This is a genomic window from Streptomyces sp. NPDC045678, assembly GCF_056432085.1.
In genome coordinates this window covers 248079-265210 of sequence record NZ_JBWKJS010000003.1, presented here as the reverse complement: position 1 = coordinate 265210, position 17132 = coordinate 248079, and the positions used below count along the sequence as shown (strand labels likewise).

Annotated in this window: 10 protein-coding genes; 3 read left to right on the top strand and 7 right to left on the bottom strand. The window is 69.0% G+C overall.

Annotated features, from left to right (window positions below):
- Nucleotides 1-38 precede the first annotated feature (38 nt).
- The 3 genes from AC07DO_RS12120 to AC07DO_RS12110 all read right to left on the bottom strand — a co-directional run bounded on the left by AC07DO_RS12120 (nucleotide 39) and on the right by AC07DO_RS12110 (nucleotide 6775).
- On the bottom strand, nucleotides 39-1751 hold the full coding sequence (locus tag AC07DO_RS12120) for a protein kinase family protein (protein ID WP_479058946.1): 1713 nt from the start codon (nucleotides 1749-1751) through the stop codon (nucleotides 39-41).
- Between the two features lie 118 nt (nucleotides 1752-1869).
- The gene (gene murJ, locus AC07DO_RS12115; RefSeq protein WP_479058944.1) at nucleotides 1870-4320 is read right to left on the bottom strand and encodes a murein biosynthesis integral membrane protein MurJ; all 2451 of its coding nucleotides are present in this window, start codon (nucleotides 4318-4320) and stop codon (nucleotides 1870-1872) included.
- Nucleotides 4321-4366: 46 nt separating this feature from the next.
- Nucleotides 4367-6775: a DUF6049 family protein gene (locus AC07DO_RS12110; protein WP_479058942.1), complete on the bottom strand. Its 2409-nt coding sequence runs from the start codon at nucleotides 6773-6775 to the stop codon at nucleotides 4367-4369.
- A gap of 189 nt (nucleotides 6776-6964) precedes the next feature.
- On the opposite strand from AC07DO_RS12110, the gene AC07DO_RS12105 reads away from it, so the two are divergent.
- Nucleotides 6965-8407 (top strand): CCA tRNA nucleotidyltransferase, encoded by a 1443-nt coding sequence (locus AC07DO_RS12105; protein ID WP_479058941.1) that lies wholly within the window; start codon nucleotides 6965-6967, stop codon nucleotides 8405-8407.
- 112 nt (nucleotides 8408-8519) lie between these two features.
- Here AC07DO_RS12105 and AC07DO_RS12100 read toward each other — a convergent pair whose 3' ends face one another.
- The 4 genes from AC07DO_RS12100 to AC07DO_RS12085 form a co-directional block, all read right to left on the bottom strand.
- Nucleotides 8520-9044: an LppU/SCO3897 family protein gene (locus AC07DO_RS12100; RefSeq protein WP_479058939.1), complete on the bottom strand. Its 525-nt coding sequence runs from the start codon at nucleotides 9042-9044 to the stop codon at nucleotides 8520-8522.
- Nucleotides 9045-9158: 114 nt separating this feature from the next.
- Entirely contained in the window at nucleotides 9159-10415 is a 1257-nt protein-coding gene (locus AC07DO_RS12095; RefSeq protein ID WP_479058937.1) for an MFS transporter, read from the bottom strand.
- Between the two features lie 79 nt (nucleotides 10416-10494).
- Nucleotides 10495-11577, bottom strand: coding sequence for an inositol-3-phosphate synthase (locus AC07DO_RS12090; RefSeq protein ID WP_479058935.1), 1083 nt, complete (start codon nucleotides 11575-11577; stop codon nucleotides 10495-10497).
- Nucleotides 11578-11636: 59 nt separating this feature from the next.
- Nucleotides 11637-12323: a PadR family transcriptional regulator gene (locus AC07DO_RS12085; protein WP_479058933.1), complete on the bottom strand. Its 687-nt coding sequence runs from the start codon at nucleotides 12321-12323 to the stop codon at nucleotides 11637-11639.
- Between the two features lie 373 nt (nucleotides 12324-12696).
- Between AC07DO_RS12085 and AC07DO_RS12080 the strand changes: the two genes are divergently transcribed.
- Together AC07DO_RS12080 and AC07DO_RS12075 are read left to right on the top strand one after the other, a co-directional pair.
- A complete protein-coding gene (locus AC07DO_RS12080; protein WP_479058931.1) occupies nucleotides 12697-15468 on the top strand; it encodes a transglycosylase domain-containing protein in 2772 nt (923 codons plus the stop codon).
- A 136-nt stretch (nucleotides 15469-15604) separates the two neighbouring features.
- The gene (locus AC07DO_RS12075; RefSeq protein WP_479058929.1) at nucleotides 15605-17128 is read left to right on the top strand and encodes a glycosyltransferase family 87 protein; all 1524 of its coding nucleotides are present in this window, start codon (nucleotides 15605-15607) and stop codon (nucleotides 17126-17128) included.
- Nucleotides 17129-17132 lie beyond the last annotated feature (4 nt).

Below are 17132 nucleotides of genomic sequence, written 5' to 3'. Positions count from 1 at the left end.
GAACCCCCTCCCCCAGTGAGCCGTGGCGGGCCGATCCCTCAGCCCTTGAGCTTCACGTCCGTGATGGCTTGCTTGAACCCGGCGCCGTAGTACCCGTCGACAGGGGACCTCGGCACCTCGGTCATCCAGAGCAGCACGTACCGCGACTTCACCGGTTTCTTGGCCTTGAGCTTCAAGGTCTGGCTGGTCGTGGTGGCGGTGCCGATCTCCTTCATGGAGCCGACGTCCGCCGAGGGCGTCAGTGAGTCCGCGGCGTACAGCGAGATTTTGGTGTGGTCGCCGCTGTACCGGAGGGCCACTGACGCCTCGGAGACGTCCTGCTCCGAGCCGAGGTCGTAGACGATACCGACGCCGGGCTTGAACGGGGCCAGCCGCGGCCCCTCCCTGAACGTCTTCGTGCGCCAGAGCGAGGACGCGTCCTTGTCGTACGTGTGGCTGACGCTCGACGGGTCCTGTGTCTTGCCTCCGACGACGAGTTCCTGACCGTTCTCGATACGGATCGGCTTCGCCGGCTTCGGCTGACCCTTGTCGTCGCCGTCGTTGGTGTGCGACGTACCGGAGTCCCCGGAGTTCTCCCGGTCCATCAGGGCGTCCGCCAACTGCCAGCTGCCGAGGCCCAGCGCGGCGATGAGCAGCGCGGAGACCCCCCACTTCAGGACTCTGCCGGTGCGGCTCTGCAGCGGGGGCGGCGGGGTGGGCACGGGCTGGGTGGCCCCGGGATGGGCCGCAGGGCGGCCGTACGTGCCCTGCTGGTACGTGGTGCGCTGGTACTCGGGGGGTGCGGTGAAGACCGGCTCCGGCGGGCGGATGCGGGGCATCTCACCGATCGCCTTCACCAGCTCCTCTGGTGTCGTGCACGGAGGGTCCTGGCGGGAAGCGGTCGCGCCGTCGTTGACGAGCGCGCGCATGGCGAGCTCCGACAGGCCGCGGTGGACGCCCGCGCGCACCTGGTCGGGGGCGATGAGGCCGACGTCCTTGGGAAGCCCGGAGAGGCCGTACGCATCGTCCTCGTACGGCCAGCGCTGGGTGAGCGAGGCGTACAGGACAGCGCCGATCGCTTCCGTGTCCGTGCGCTGGGGCGTCTCGGAGGTGATGCCGCGCAGTGCCGCGTTCACGGCGAGGCCGCGGATGCGGTACTGGCCCGTGGACGTGCGCAGCACGGCGCCGGGGGTCAGGCGCAGGTGCGCGAGACCCTCACGGTGCGCCGCGGCCATGGCCTGGGAGACCTGGCTGACCAGCTGGTAGGCGTCGTGGGCCTCGAGCGGCCCCGCGGCGAGGAGCGCGGTGAGTTCCGTGGCGTCCGGGAGCCACTCGTGGACCACATAGACGAGGTCGTTCTCCTCGACGGCGTCCAGGACCTGCACGAAGCGCGGGTCGCCGAGCAGCGCCGAGGAACGGGCCGCCGCGAGGACCGAGCGGGCCCGCGGGTGGTCGGCGGGCAGGAGATGCACGCCGACGGCACGGCGGAGCTTCTCGTCGACCGCACGCCAGCTGCTGAAACCGTCCAGACGGGTGACGCACTCTTCGAGCCGGTAGCGTCTGGCGAGCTTGTGGCCACTGTGCAGTTCTGGGGGTGAGGAGACCCCGCGGCTCTCTGCCTTGTCGGTCTCCGCCGCCTCTTCTTCTGCTGCCGTGTCCCGCTCCCGGGTCTGGGCCACCCCGTCGGCCGTGGCCTGTTCCGCCTCTGCGGTCAGCGGCTCGTCGCCGCTGTTGTCTGCCACGTCGACGGCAGCCGTGCTCCGTTCCGCCACCGTCGTTCCTGCCTCCCCATCCATTGCGCTTCGTCAGACGCCAAAGCCAATTGTGCCCACAGTCCGGCGCTATGCACGACACACGGTGGCCGACGATGGTTGTGCGGGCCCGCTCATCTCACCGACCGAGACGGCCGCGGACCATGCCGACCATGGAGTTGAGCTCCGCGATCCGCATCTTCCGGGCGGCCACGAAGAAGACACCGAGAAGTGCGATGCCGCCGACGACCAGCGCCACGAAGGAGCTGAACGCGCCGGTGCCCATCACCCTCAGGATGGCGAAGCCGATGCCGCCGCCGACGATCGCCGCCGGGACCGAGGCGCCGAAGAGCCGGGTGTACGTACGTGCCACCTGGGCGCCGTCCAGATCGCCGCCCAGCCGCGCGCGCAGCCTCCGCCAGGCGACACCGACGCCGACGGCGTAGGCGAGGCCGTAGGAGGCGCCCATGCCGACCACGGCCCACCGGGCGGGCAGGACGAAGAAGCACAGGGCCGAGGCCGCCGCGTTGACGGCCGCCACGATCACGGTGTTGTAGAACGGCGTGCGGGTGTCCTCGTAGGCGTAGAAGCCGCGCAGGACGACGTACTGGACCGAGTACGGAATCAGGCCGAGCCCGAACGCCATCAGGGTGTAGCCGATGTTCTGCGCGCCCGAGCCGGAGCCCGCGTACAGCAGCGTGGCCATCGGGACGCCGAGGGCGAGGAAGGCGAAGGCGCACGGCACGATCGCCACGGCGGAGGTCCGCAGGCCGTACGAGATGTCGTCCCGGACGGCGGCGGGGTCGTCGTCGTTCGCGGAGCGGGAGATGCGGGGCAGGACCGCGGTCATCACGGAGACCGTGATGATGGCCTGCGGCATCTGCCACAGCAGCAGCGCGTAGTTGTACGCGGTGATGCCGGTGCCCGAGTACCCGTGGTCCTCGGCCGTCGCGCCGGCGCTGGTGGCCAGCTGGGTCACGACGATCATGCCGAGCTGGTTGGCGAGGACGAAGAAGAACGTCCACTTGGCGAGGCGCGCTGCCTTGCCGAGGCCCTGCCCGCGCCAGTCGAAGCGGAGGCGCAGCTTGAAGCCCGCCTCACGCAGGTACGGCAGCATCGAGAGCGCCTGCACGGTCAGGCCGAGCAGGGTGCCGATGCCGAGCAGCCGCACCCCGTCGGGCGTGATGCTGCCCGCGTTGACCTCGGAATCGGTGAAGCTGCCGAAGGCCCAGATGAAGGCGCCGAACGTCGCGATGATCACGATGTTGTTGAGGACCGGGGTCCACATCATCGCGCCGAAGCGGCCGCGGGCGTTGAGGATCTGACCGAGCACGACGTGCAGTCCCATGAAGAACATCGTGGGGATGCAGTACCGGGCGAAGGTGACGGCGACGTCCATCTTCGCGGGGTTGTCGGCGATCGTCGGCGACATCATGCGGATGAGCATGGGCGCCGCGACCACGCAGATGACGGTGACGGCCGCGAGCAGGACCATCACGAGGGTCAGGAGGCGGTTGGCGTAGCCCTCGCCCTCGTCGTCGTCGTTCTTCATGGCCCGGACGAGCTGCGGGATGAACACCGCGTTCAGGGCGCCGCCGCCGACGAGGACGTAGATCATCGTCGGGAGGACGTTGGCGACCTGGTACGAGTCGTTGAGCGTGCCGACGCCGATCGCGGCGGCCATGACCAGGGTGCGCAGGAAGCCGGTGAGGCGGGAGACGATCGTCCCCGCCGCCATGAGTGCGCTCGACTTCAACAGGCTCGAGGCGCGCCCGCCCGTCTTGGCTGCGGACGCCGGTGCGGCCGCGGGCGCGGGGGCGGTCACGGGCGCGGCTGCCGGGGCGGCCGCGGGGTTCGGAACGATCGGCTGGTCGGCCGGCGGGTATCCGCCGTGGACGGGCTGCCGGTAGTCGTTGCCCTGGGGGTAGCCACTGCCCTGGGGGTAGCCGTTGCCGTCCCCCTGCGCATAGCCGTCGTTCTCGGGATAGCCGCCCTGCTGGTACGCCCCCTGCGGGTAACCGCCCTGCTGGTACCCGGCCTGCGGGTGGCCGGCCTGCTGATAGCCGCCCTGCTGGTACTCGTCCTGCTGATAGGCGGACTGCTGGCCGCGGTAACCGCCCGGCTGCTGGTCACGGTAGAGGTGAGCGAACGCGTCCGGCTCGTGGTGCTCCTCGCCGGCCTGGGTGACCAGGTCGTCGACGCCCACGAACTGGGTCGTACGGGCGTCGTCGCCGTACGGGAGGTGCCGGGTCGGGCCCTCCGGCTCGGGTGCCGGAGTCTGCGCCCACACGCGCGGGTCGGGGGCGTGGTGCGGAGAGGGCGGCTGGGCGTAGAGCGGAGGCTGCTGCTGGTAGGTGCCGGGCGGCGGCGGGGGGTGCGCCGCGCGGTCGTAGAGCGCCTCCGACACCGGGTCCTGGGCGGAGAGGTCCTGCGCCCGGTAGGGGTCCTGGTCGTAGGCGTCCTGGAGATAGATGTCCGGCGCGGGCTGCGGGGGTACCTGCCCGTGCTCGGGGGAGCCGGGCGGCGGGCCTCCGGGCGAGGCGGAGCCGCCCGAACCCTGGCCACGGTCACCGTCGTACGGCGCGTTCATGGTTACCCCACCTCATCGTCCCCGGGCCCACCGGCCACGACATCGCTCAACGGTCCACTCTCTCACCCGTGTCCGACGGGTCGGTGCTTTCCGGAGCGGTGTCCGGTGTCGGGTCACTCGGGTGCTCGGGGTCATCCGTCCCGGCGTCACCGCCGGATTCGCCTTCGGGGCCGTGGCCCGGACCGTCCTCGGGGCCCTGTCCCGGGCCTTCGTCCGGGCCCTCCTGGGCGCGCTTGCGGGCCGCGCGCTTGCGCTGGGTGTACATACGGAAGCCCGCGAGCACGAGCAGCAGGAGTCCGCCGGCGATGACCAGCATCACGGTGAGGGTGACCTCGGTGACGTTGACGTCGAAGCGCACGGGCTCGCCGTAGGGCTCTCCGTCCTCGGTGTAGAGCCGCGCATACACCGAGACGGGGCCGTTGGCGTTGGCCGTGGTGGTGAACTTCACGGACTGGGAATGACCGCCCGCGATCTTGATCTGCTTCTCTTCGAACTGCCCGTCGCCGATCTTCAGGCGGGTGGGGTTGTTGGAGGAGAGGCGCAGGACCAGGTGGTCGACGCCCTGCACCAGATTGTTCTGCACCGACACCGGGATGGTCGCGCTGCGGCCGGAGAGCTTCGCGTCGGACCTCTGGACCAGCGAGACCTGCTTGGTGAGCTCCTGGAGATACGCCCACACGCTCTGCCGGTACGAATTCCCCTCCGTCGGGTGGCCGCGCCAGGACGTCGACATCTCGCGGTCTATGGCCCTCCCGAAGGGGGTGACCACACGGTCCTTCGCGGTGAGGATCACCTGGAAGCGTTCGAGCGAGTTCTTGGTGTTCTGGATCTTCTCGAAGGCTGTGCGAGGCAGCTCCTGCTTGCGCAGTGCGGCCGGGTAGGCGGCGGCCGAAGGCACCTGGGTGGTGGCCTGCGGATCCGGCTTGGCCTTCGCGGCGGCAGCCAGGTCCTGCGATTGCGACCACTTTCCGCCCGCGAGGGAGCTGAGCGCCTTCTCCATGGTCTGCGCCTGGCTGACCGTGGGCATGCGCTGCGGAGCGACGACGATGCTCCGCTGCCTGTCGGGGTCCTGCAGGTTGATCATCAGGCTCTGGGCGAGGAACTCCTGGACGGCCAGGGTGGAGTTCTCCGCCCCGGTCATGTCGCCCTGGAAGGCCGTGGACAGCCGCGCGTCGGCCACCACCGCGGTGGTGCCGCCGCCGATGGGCCGGGCGGCGGACGGCGAGTACTGCAGGCCGTTGGTCTCGCGCAGGCTGTCGCTGCGGGCGATCACCGTGTGCGCGCCGGCGGAGGTGGCGACGTCCACGACGGACGGGTCGATGGCTCCGTCCGCGGGCCAGGCGAAGTCGGTGCTGGGCTTCACCTGAAGAATCGTGGTGACCGCCTTGTAGCCCGCGTCGGTGGCTTCCTTGAGGTGGCCGAGGGAGCCGCTGACCGTCTTGCCGGTGTGCGCGAGGGAAGCGAGGTCGGGGTCGGCGAAGGGGAGCGCGACGACCTTCTTGTCCTTGACGGCGGTCTGGAGGTCGTTGAGCCACTGGCCGGCGACCGACTGCTGCTTGCCCGCCCTGCTGGTCTTTCCGTCGGGGTTCTCGACCCGGTAGTTCTTCGTCATCGCCTCGACCGAGGCGAGCAGGTCCGGATCGATGACCCACGTGACGTCCAGACGGCTGCCGAGGGACAGCAGCTGTTCCAGGCGCCCGCCCGGGGCCAGCTCGTCGGCGAGGTCGTCGTTCTTGAAGACGGGGGTCTGCAGTTCGTCGGAGCCGGTCCTCGCCGTGAGGTGCGTGGCGGTGGTGAGGGGCCACAGGTACGTGGTCTTCGTCTTCGTGTCCGCGGCGTCGGGCTGCCACGGCAGGAAGGTCCGCTCGATCCCGAGCACCTGGGGGTAGGGCTGTGCGGCGCTCTGGCCGGTGAGGGTGACACCCAGTTGGTAGACGCCGTTGGCGCCAAGGGACAGCGCCTTCACCGGTACGGAGATGCTGAAGTCCTGTCGCACGCCGGGTGTGAGCTTGGCGATCTTCTCGACGTACTTCCCGCCCACCTCCGAGCCGTCGACGCCCGGCTGGAAGCCCGTGCGCTTCGCGGCGCTGTCGATCTCGCTGCGGCTGCCGAGGGCCGAACCGACGCGGAGCCCGACCTGCGCTCCCGTCACCGTCTGCTTGCCGTTGTTGGTCACCGTGCCCGAGACCGTGAGGGTGTCGTCCTCACCGGGGGCGGTGGGGGTGAGCGCGTCGAGAGAGACGTCGACGGTGCGTGATCCGGTGGCGTCGGCCTTCACGCGCGACGCCGCGGCTTCCGTCTTCGCGCCGGGTCCTGTGGCATGCGCCACGGGGCCCACCGGTGCCTGCAGCAGTCCGGCTAGCAAAGGGGTACCCACCAGCAGTGCTGCGGCGCGCCGCAGCCACCGGCGGGCAGGTGAGGGGCTCGTCCCCGGAAAGTCTGCCGCCTCGGCCACGCGTTCGCCCGTCCCTCGTCGTCAGTGGTCGTCGGTTGTGCGTCCACGCATGGTAACGATGCGCGCTGTGGCGAAGTGCCGCGGACTGCTCCACGTGATCGGAAGACGCGCCGGGGCGGCTGCACGGGCCCGCGGGCGGGCGGTAATCGGGTCGGCCGCGGGCGCGCGGGGCACGTACCCTTTTCTGTTGTGCCGAACGCCAATGAAGACAATTCCAGCGCCCTGAGTCAGGTGCAGCGCCGCGCGGTCAGTGAACTGCTGCGTGTGTCCCCTGTCGCGGACGACCTCGCCCGCCGTTTTCAGGAGGCCGGGTTCTCCCTCGCCCTGGTCGGCGGTTCGGTCAGGGACGCCCTGCTGGGCCGGCTCGGCAATGACCTGGACTTCACGACCGATGCCCGCCCCGAGGACGTACTGAAGATCGTCCGGCCGTGGGCCGACGCGGTGTGGGAGGTCGGGATCGCCTTCGGCACGGTCGGCAGCCAGAAGGACGGCTACCAGATCGAGGTGACCACGTACCGGTCGGAGGCGTACGACAGGACCTCGCGCAAGCCCGAGGTGTCCTACGGCGACTCCATCGAGGAAGACCTCGTGCGCCGTGACTTCACCGTGAACGCGATGGCCGTGGCGCTCCCCGAGAAGGAGTTCGTGGACCCCCATGGAGGGCTCGACGACCTCGCGGACCGTGTTCTGCGCACCCCCGGCACCCCCGAGGACTCCTTCTCCGACGACCCGCTGCGCATGCTGCGGGCCGCACGCTTCGCCGCGCAGCTGGACTTCGAGGTGGCTCCGGACGTCGTCGCCGCGATGACGGCGATGGCCGAGCGCATCGACATCGTCTCCGCGGAGCGCGTACGGGACGAATTGAACAAACTGCTCCTTTCCGCACACCCGCGCAAGGGCCTCGCTCTCCTCGTCGACACGGGCCTCGCCGAGCGGGTCCTTCCCGAGCTCCCCGCCCTGCGTCTGGAGCGGGACGAGCACCACCGTCACAAGGACGTGTACGACCACTCGCTGATCGTCCTCGAGCAGGCGATGGCCCTGGAGACGGACGGCCCCGATCTGACGCTGCGGCTCGCGGCGCTGCTGCACGACATCGGCAAGCCGAAGACGCGGCGTTTCGAGGGCGACGGCCGGGTCTCCTTCCACCACCACGAGGTGGTCGGCGCCAAGATGGTCAAGAAACGCATGACGGCGCTCAAGTACTCCAACGAGCTCGTGAAGGACGTCTCGCGCCTGGTCGAACTCCACCTGCGCTTCCACGGCTACGGCACGGGAGAGTGGACGGACTCGGCCGTACGCCGCTACGTACGCGACGCGGGTCCCCTCCTGGAGCGCCTGCACAAGCTGACTCGCTCCGACTGCACCACCCGCAACAAGCGCAAGGCGAACGCCCTGTCGCGCGCGTACGACGGCCTGGAGGAGCGCATCGCCCGCCTCCAGGAGCAGGAAGAGCTGGACTCGATCCGCCCCGACCTGGACGGCAACGACATCATGAAGGTCCTGGACGTGGGCCCGGGCCCGGTGATCGGCCAGGCCTACAAGTTCCTGCTGGAACTGCGCCTCGAGAACGGCCCGATGGAACGGGACGCGGCGGTCGCGGCGCTCAAGGAGTGGTGGGCAGCCCAGAGCTGAGCCGGACCGGCGGGTGTTTCACGTGAAACACCCGCTCCCTGACATACGCCGAGGGGCGTTGTTTCACGTGAAACCGTGAAACAACGCCCCTCGGTTGGTTCTGGTGTACCTGCTACGCCTTCTTCAGGCAGAGCACGACGTTGTGGCCCTTGCCCTGCTGGTAGTAGGCGATCTCTGAGGTCTTGACCGTCTCGCACTTGGAGCTGTCGCTCGTGCCGTCGAACTTCTCGACGACCTCGAACTCGGCATCGCTCGAGGAGCAGTCGACTTCTTCCAGTTCTGGCCGGATCTGCGTGCCCTTGTTGTGCATGCAGCTGCCGACGCTGGTGGATTCGGCGTCGCTCTTGCCCATGTACCACTTGCCGACGGCTATGAGGATCGCGACCAGGATGAAGCCGCCGATACGCAGGAGCAGCTTCTTGCCGCCACCGCGGCGGGTGGGGGCCGACGGAGGGACGGGACCGCCCTGGTTGAAGGCCGGGTACGGGGCCGTCGGTCCGCCCGGCTGACCCTGCTGCGGCGGGTACGGAGCCGCGGGGGCCTGACCGTACGGAGCGACGCCGCCCTGGGGCTGGCCATAGGGGTTCTGGCCCTGGGGCGGGTACGGAGTCTGGCCCTGGGGCGGCGGAGTGGTCACTTTGGGGGTCCCCCTCGAACGAGAGCGCGATGGCGCGAATACGACGCCCGTAAGTTATCCGGGTCCATCGACATCTCTGTAGCCCAGAGGGGCTCTGTGTCATTGATGTGACACTTATTGCGCGCCGAAACGGGCCATACCGCCAGCAACCGCCGCGTAGAGCAGAGCCACCACCAGGACCAGCGGAACCGATCGGCCGTCCGGGGGCAGCATCAAGGCCGCCACCGCTGCCGCGCCCACGAACGCCACGTTGAAGAGCACGTCGTAGATCGAGAAGACCCGTCCGCGGAAGCCGTCGTCCACTGAGGACTGCACCACCGTGTCCGTGGCGATTTTCGCGCCCTGGGTCGTCAGGCCGAGGAGGAAGGCGGCGACGAGGAGAGGGGCGGGTGCGAAGGGGAGACCGAGTGCGGGTTCGAGGAGCGCCGCCGTTGCCGCGCAGGTGACGATCCAGCCACCTGGGCCCAGCCGCCCCACCGTCGCGGGCGTGACCACGGCCGCCACGAAGAACCCCGCGCCGGAGATCCCCACGGCCAGCCCGAGCAGCGCGAGCCCGTCGGCTTCCGTCGACGTCCAGGCGTACCGGCACAGCATCAGGACCATGACGGTCAGCGCGCCGTAGCAGAACCGCAGCACTGTCATCGCGGCCAGCGCGCGGGCGGCCGCGGGGCGCTGCCTCAGGTGGTGCACCCCCGCTCCCAGGCCGCGTGCCGTGCCGGCCAGCGCGGTCGCCAGCCGTGGCCGCACCAGATCCGGATCGGGGCCGAGCAGTTCGCGTGCCATGCGGAGCGAGGCGAGCGCCGCACAGAGGTACAGGCCGGCGCCGCAGAGGACCACGGCCGCGTCCGAGTCCGAGGCCACCAGACGGATCACGAAGGCGAGGCCGGCGCCCAGGGTCGCGGCAAGCGTGCCCGCGGTCGGTGACAGGGAGTTCGCGATGACGAGACGGTCGGCGTCGACCACGCGGGGCAGCGCGGCCGAGAGCCCCGCGAGGACGAAGCGGTTGACGGCCGTGACGCAGAGCGCGGAGGCGTAGAAGAGCCAGTCGGGCACGTCGCTGAGCATCAGGACGGCGGTCAGGGACGCCAGGGCGGCCCGCAGAACGTTGCCGTAGAGAAAGACCTGGCGGCGCGGCCAGCGGTCCAGGAGGACGCCCGCGAAGGGGCCGACCAGGGAGTACGGGAGGAGCAGTACGGCCATGGCGGAGGCGATCGCTCCGGGTGAGGCCTGCTTCTCGGGGGAGAAGACGACGTACGTGGCGAGCGCGACCTGATAGACGCCGTCCGCACCCTGGGAGACCAGCCGTACGGCGAGCAGCCGTCGGAAGTCCCGCAGTCGCAGCAGTATCCGCAGGTCACCGACGACAGCCATGAATCACAGCCTCACATACGAGGAGGGTCCCCGGGCGGAATGCCCGAGGACCCTCGACAAGCGACAAGGAGAGAGCTGTTTAGCGCTCGACCTCGCCCTTGATGAACTTCTCGACGTTCGCGTAGGCCTCGTCGTCGAAGTACTGGACCGGCGGGGACTTCATGAAGTAGCTCGACGCGGAGAGGATCGGGCCGCCGATGCCGCGGTCCTTGGCGATCTTCGCGGCGCGCAGGGCGTCGATGATGACACCGGCCGAGTTCGGGGAGTCCCAGACCTCGAGCTTGTACTCCAGGTTCAGCGGGACGTCGCCGAAGGCGCGGCCCTCGAGGCGGACGTACGCCCACTTGCGGTCGTCGAGCCACGCCACGTAGTCCGACGGGCCGATGTGGACGTTCTTCTCGCCCAGCTCACGGTCCGGGATCTGCGAGGTGACGGCCTGCGTCTTCGAGATCTTCTTGGACTCGAGGCGGTCGCGCTCCAACATGTTCTTGAAGTCCATGTTGCCGCCGACGTTGAGCTGCATGGTGCGCTCGAGACGGACACCGCGGTCCTCGAACAGCTTCGCCATCACGCGGTGCGTGATGGTGGCGCCGACCTGCGACTTGATGTCGTCGCCGACGATCGGGACACCGGCCTCGGTGAACTTGTCCGCCCACTCCTTGGTGCCGGCGATGAAGACCGGGAGAGCGTTGACGAACGCGACCTTGGCGTCGATGGCGCACTGCGCGTAGAACTTCGCGGCGTCCTCGGAGCCCACGGGCAGGTAGCAGACGAGGACGTCGACCTGGCGGTCCTTGAGGATCTGGACGATGTCGACCGGGGCCTCGGAGGACTCCTCGATGGTCTCGCGGTAGTACTTGCCCAGGCCGTCGTGGGTGTGGCCGCGCTGGACGGTGACGCCCTTGTTCGGCACGTCGCAGATCTTGATGGTGTTGTTCTCGCTGGCGCCGATGGCGTCCGAGAGGTCGAGGCCGACCTTCTTCGCGTCGACGTCGAACGCGGCGACGAACTCGACGTCACCGACGTGGTAGTCGCCGAACTGGACGTGCATCAGGCCCGGGACCTTGGTGTCCGGGTCTGCGTCCTTGTAGTACTCGACGCCCTGGACCAGCGAGGCGGCGCAGTTGCCCACGCCGACGATGGCTACGCGAACCGAACCCATTCCGGTTGCTCCCTGTGTGATCTCGGTATTCCGGATGAAACCCCGCGGAACGCTGGGTCTCACTTGGTGGGGTCATCGGACGGATCCGGCGGCGGGTTGGTCTCCCGCCGCCGGGGCAGGCCCGCCGACTCCCCAGATGTGCTGTTCTGCTGAGCGGAGCTGTCGGGGGCGGACCGTTGCTGGTCCCGTCCCGCTCGCTCGCTCTCGATGAGCTCGTTCAGCCAGCGCACTTCGCGCTCCACGGATTCCATGCCGTGCCGCTGCAGCTCAAGCGTGTAGTCGTCAAGGCGCTCCCGGGTACGGGCCAGGGAGGCGCGCATCTTCTCCAGGCGCTCTTCGAGGCGGCTGCGGCGGCCCTCGAGCACCCGCATCCGGACGTCTCGCGAGGTCTGCCCGAAGAAGGCGAAGCGGGCGGCGAAGTGCTCGTCCTCATACGCGTCGGGGCCGGTCTGCGAGAGCAGATCCTCGAAGTGCTCCTTACCTTCCGCCGTCAATCGATAGACGATCTTGGCGCGACGTCCCGCGAGCGGCGCTGCGAGGGCGTCTTCCGGGGTGCTGCCCGACTCCTCGATCAACCAGCCGTTGGCGACCAGCGTCTTGAGGCACGGGTAGAGCGTCCCGTAGCTGAAGGCACGGAACACTCCCAGCGAAGTATTGAGTCGTTTGCGCAGCTCATAGCCGTGCATCGGGGATTCGCGCAGCAGGCCGAGGACGGCGAATTCCAGGATGCCGGAGCGCCTGCTCATCTTCGCCTCCCGTCTGCCACGGTCCCTCAGTACGGCCTTTATGCCGAGCTGATGTATCGACTCGATACATCGAGACGATAGAACGGCGATCCGGATGAGACAAGAGGGAGCACGGTGAACGGCGTCACATCACCGATTCGTAGGAAGTAACTTGCCTGATTTGGGGTGAACTTCGGCTCTAAGAGGGTTTTGACGGTGCGTAGTCTGTGCGCCATGCATGCCGCCGGGAACCAAGTGACGTCAGGGAGCGTCGTGGTCCTCGGTGTAGTGCGGGCGCGTTCAGGAACGGGCGCTTCCGCACTTCGGGGGGACCGGAAACCAGCCGCCGTTTCCAGGCGTGGACAGCTGCGCCTGCCCGAGGAGTAATCGTTCGATGAGCGAGCACCGTCGCAAACCGCCGCAGCCGCAGGGCGGCGGACGCGCCGCGGCCAGGCGTGGCACCCCAGGGGCGCCGTCCGGCCGACGCGCGGCACCACGGGGCGACACAGGATCACCCTCTGCCTCCTACGGAGGACCGGGGCCCGGTTCCGGGGCACCCGACGACGGGGGCCGCCCTTATGGCGGCAGGGCCGAGGCCCGTCGCGCCGCACAGCGCAGTGGTTCGGTGGGCGCGGGCGGCGGACGCCGCAGGGCGCCCGACGGCGGCGGGCGCGCGGGCGGCGGTGGCGGCCGTCGTGGCGGCGGCGGGTCCGGCGGACCGCCCGGGCCCGGCCGTGGCAGGGGCCGTGGCGCGGAGCCTCCCCGCAAGAAGCGGTTCATCGACTACCCGCGAGCGGGCAAGTCGGGCGGGCGCCGCTGGGTCCCTTCGTGGCGTCTGGTCACCGGCGTGTTCCTCGGCTTCTTCGGCGGTCTGATGGCGGTCGCCGGCATCTCGTACGCCCTGGTGGAGGTGCCGGAGGTCGACAAGGCCGCCAAGGCCCAGAACAACGTCTATTACTGGGCCGACGGCAAGCAGATGGTCGCGACCGGTGGTGAGCGCAACCGTCAGATCATCGACTACGACGACATCCCCAAGGAGATGCGCTTCGCCGTCATGTCGGCGGAGAACAAGACGTTCGAGAAGGACAAGGGCGTCGACCCGATGGGCATCACCCGTGCCCTCGTCAACATGGCCAAGGGCGGGCAGACGCAGGGTGGCTCCACGATCACCCAGCAGTACGTGAAGAACGCGCGACTCGGCGATCAGTCGCAGACGTTCACCAGGAAGTTCAAAGAGCTCTTCATCTCCATAAAGGTCGGCCGGACGGTGTCCAAGGAGGACATCATGGCCGGCTACCTCAACACCGCTTACTACGGTCGTGGGGCCTACGGCATCCAGGCGGCGGCCCGGGCGTACTTCAACGAGGAAGCCAGCAAGCTGGACCCGAGCCAGTGCGCCTTCCTGGCGACCGTGCTGAAGGGCGCCACGTACTACGACCCCGCCGGTTACCCCGAGATCGATCCCGCGGCCAACAAGCAGGACAACACCACGCGCGCCAAGAAGCGCTGGAAGTGGATCCTCGACGAGGAGGTCAAGGACGGCCGCCTGACCAGCGAGCAGCGGGCCCGGTTCACGAAGTTCCCGAAGCTGCAGAACCCGCGGTCGAACATGGACCTGGCCGGCCAGACCGGTTACCTCGTGGACCTGGCCAAGGCGTACGTCATCAGGAACACCAACATCACCGCCGAGCAGCTCCAGCGGGGCGGCTACGAGATCCACACGACCTTCGAGAGGAGGAAGGTCAAGGAGCTCGAGAACGCGGTGAACAAGGTCCGCAAGGAGAGGATCAAGCCGAAGGTGCGTCCGGACAAGGACACGCACGTTCAGTTCGGCGGCGCCTCGGTGGACCCGAAGGACGGCGCGATCAAGGCCATCTACGGCGGTGAGGACGCGACCAAGCACTTCACCAACAACGCCGACCAGACCGGTGCCCAGGTCGGTTCGACGTACAAGCCGTTCGTGCTGGCGGCCGCGTTCAAGTACGGCGTGCGTGACCCGGACGGGCCGGAAGAGCAGACGGAGTCCGAGCGCACCATCGTCAACCCGAAGAGTCTCTACAGCGGCAAGAACGAGCTGAAGATCCAGAAGTACAACGGTCAGATCTGGACGGACCGCGACGGCAAGCAGTGGAACCAGAAGAACGACGGTAACCAGTCCTACAACCGTCCCAGCTTCCAGATCGACCTTCGTGAGGCGATGAGGGAGTCGGTCAACTCGGCCTATGTGCAGCTCGGCATGGACGTCGGCCTGGAGAAGGTGAAGCAGGCCGCCATGGAGGCCGGTCTCAAGGACGACAGTTCCATGGCCGGTGCCACCTACCCGTCCTTCTCGCTCGGTACCTCGTCGCCGAGCGCGATCCGGATGGCCGGCGCGTACTCCACCTTCGCGGCGAGCGGCAAGCAGAACGAGCCGTACTCGGTCAAGGAGGTCGAGCACGAGGGTGACACGGTCTTCCGGCACGAGAAGCAGACCAAGCAGGCGTTCAGCGCGGAGGTCGCCGACAACGTGACCGACGTGCTGCGGACCGTCGTGGAGAAGGGCACCGGTACCTCCGCCCAGCTAACCGGCCGCCAGGTCGCCGGCAAGACCGGTACGACCGACGGCAACAAGTCCGCCTGGTTCGTCGGCTACACCCCGCAGCTGTCGACCGCGGTCAGCATGTACCGCCTCGACGACGACGAGACCAACAAGAAGCGCAAGTTCCTGGAGATGTTCGGCACGGGTGGCGAGGCGAAGATCCACGGCGCCTCGTTCCCCGCGCAGATCTGGCAGGACTACATGGAGCACGCGCTCAAGGGCAAGGCTGTCGTGAACTTCCCGGTGCCCGGCCCGATCGGCAAGGTCGTCGGCGAGACTCCGCCTCCGCCGCCGACCCCGACCAAGACCAAGGAGCCGGAGGAGACCCACTCTCCGACGCCCACGAAGTCCGAGACCTCGAAGCCACCGTCGCACTCGCCCGATCCCGGCGAGTCCTGTGACCCGTTCGACTGGGACTGCAACCACGACGGTGGTCAGGAGAACGGCGGTGCCGACGGCGGCGTCGACGGCGGGCCCGGCGGTGAGTCTCCGCCTCCGACGGAGGACCCGGTCGGCGGTGGTGGCGCCAACGGCGGAAATGGCAACGGCAACGGAGGGGGCGGAATCTTCGGCGGCCCCTCGGACTGAGCCGAGGCCGCCGGGGCGTCCCGCCAGGCCGCCGAGGCACTCCCCCACGGATGTTTCACGTGAAACGAGGGCCGTCGCACCGATGGGTGCGGCGGCCCTCTCCGCGTTCCCAGTCGCGTACGGCAGGATGGCGGGCATGCCCAGTGCAGACCCCAGCGCAGAGACGCCGCGCACGAGCGCGTACGAGCCTGTGAGCCCGCAGCAGGAGCCGGTACGTCCCTCGAGGGAGGACGAGGTCGCCCGGTCCGGCAGTGAGCTGGTGGGCGGCCCGGTCGGCCGAAGAGTGCTGTTCACGGCGTCCTGGTGGACCCCCGTGCGCATCATCGCTCTCGTCGCGCTCGGGATGTTCGCGCTCGGGATGATCCAGAAGATGCCGTGCTACAACGGCGCCTGGTTCTTCGGCGCCAGTTCGCAGTACACGCACGCGTGCTACTCCGACATCCCGCATCTCTACCAGGGACGCGGCTTCGCCGACGGCCTGGTGCCGTACTTCGACCGGCTGCCCGGCGACATGGAGTACCTCGAGTACCCGGTCCTCACCGGGATGTTCATGGAGATGGCGTCCTGGGTGACGCCCGGCAGCGGATCCATCCAGCACCAGGAGAAGATCTACTGGATGGTCAACGCCGGGATACTGATGGCCTGCACCGCGGTCGTCGCCGTGTGCGTGGCCCGCACCCACCGGCGCCGCCCCTGGGACGCACTGCTCGTCGCCCTCGCGCCGGCCTTCGCACTGACCGCCACCATCAACTGGGATCTGCTCGCCGTCGCGCTCACAGCCGCCGCGATGCTGATGTGGTCACGCTCGCGCCCCGTCGCCTTCGGCGTGCTCCTCGGGCTAGCCACGGCCGCCAAGCTGTATCCGGTGCTGATCCTGGGGCCGCTGCTGATCCTGTGCTGGCGCGCGGGCAGATGGCGGGCGTTCGGCACCGCGCTGCTGGGCACGGTGGGCGCCTGGCTGGTCGTGAACCTGCCGGTGATGCTGCTCGCGAGCGACGGATGGTCGAAGTTCTACACGTTCAGCCAGGAACGCGGCGTCGACTTCGGCTCCTTCTGGCTGATCCTCTCCCAGCGGATGGACTCCCCGTTGACCACCGACACGGTCAACACCCTGGCCACCGCGCTGATGCTCCTGGCCTGTCTGGGCGTCGGCGCCCTGGGGCTCACCGCGCCACGACGCCCGCGCTTCGCCCAGCTGGCCTTCCTGGTGGTCGCCGCCTTCATCCTCACCAACAAGGTCTACTCGCCGCAGTACGTCCTGTGGCTGATCCCCCTCGCCGCTCTGGCCCGGCCGCGCTGGCGCGACTTCCTGATCTGGCAGGCGTGCGAGGTCGCGTACTTCCTCGGGATCTGGCTCTACCTGGCGTACACGACGAGCGGAGACGCCCACAAGGGGCTGCCGACCGAGGGGTACCAGCTCGCCATCGTCGTGCACCTCATGGGCACGCTGTACCTCTGCGCCGTGGTGGTGCGCGACATTCTGATGCCGGAGCGGGACGTCGTGCGGCTGGCCGGGGACGACGACCCCTCAGGGGGTGTCCTGGACGGCTCGCGGGACGTCTTCGTGCTGGGAACCGCGGGGCACAGGGGCCGGGCCGCCCTGCACACCGCGGAGGCTCCCGCCGTGAAGTGGGGATCGGCGGCCGACGTGCCGGGCTGAGGAG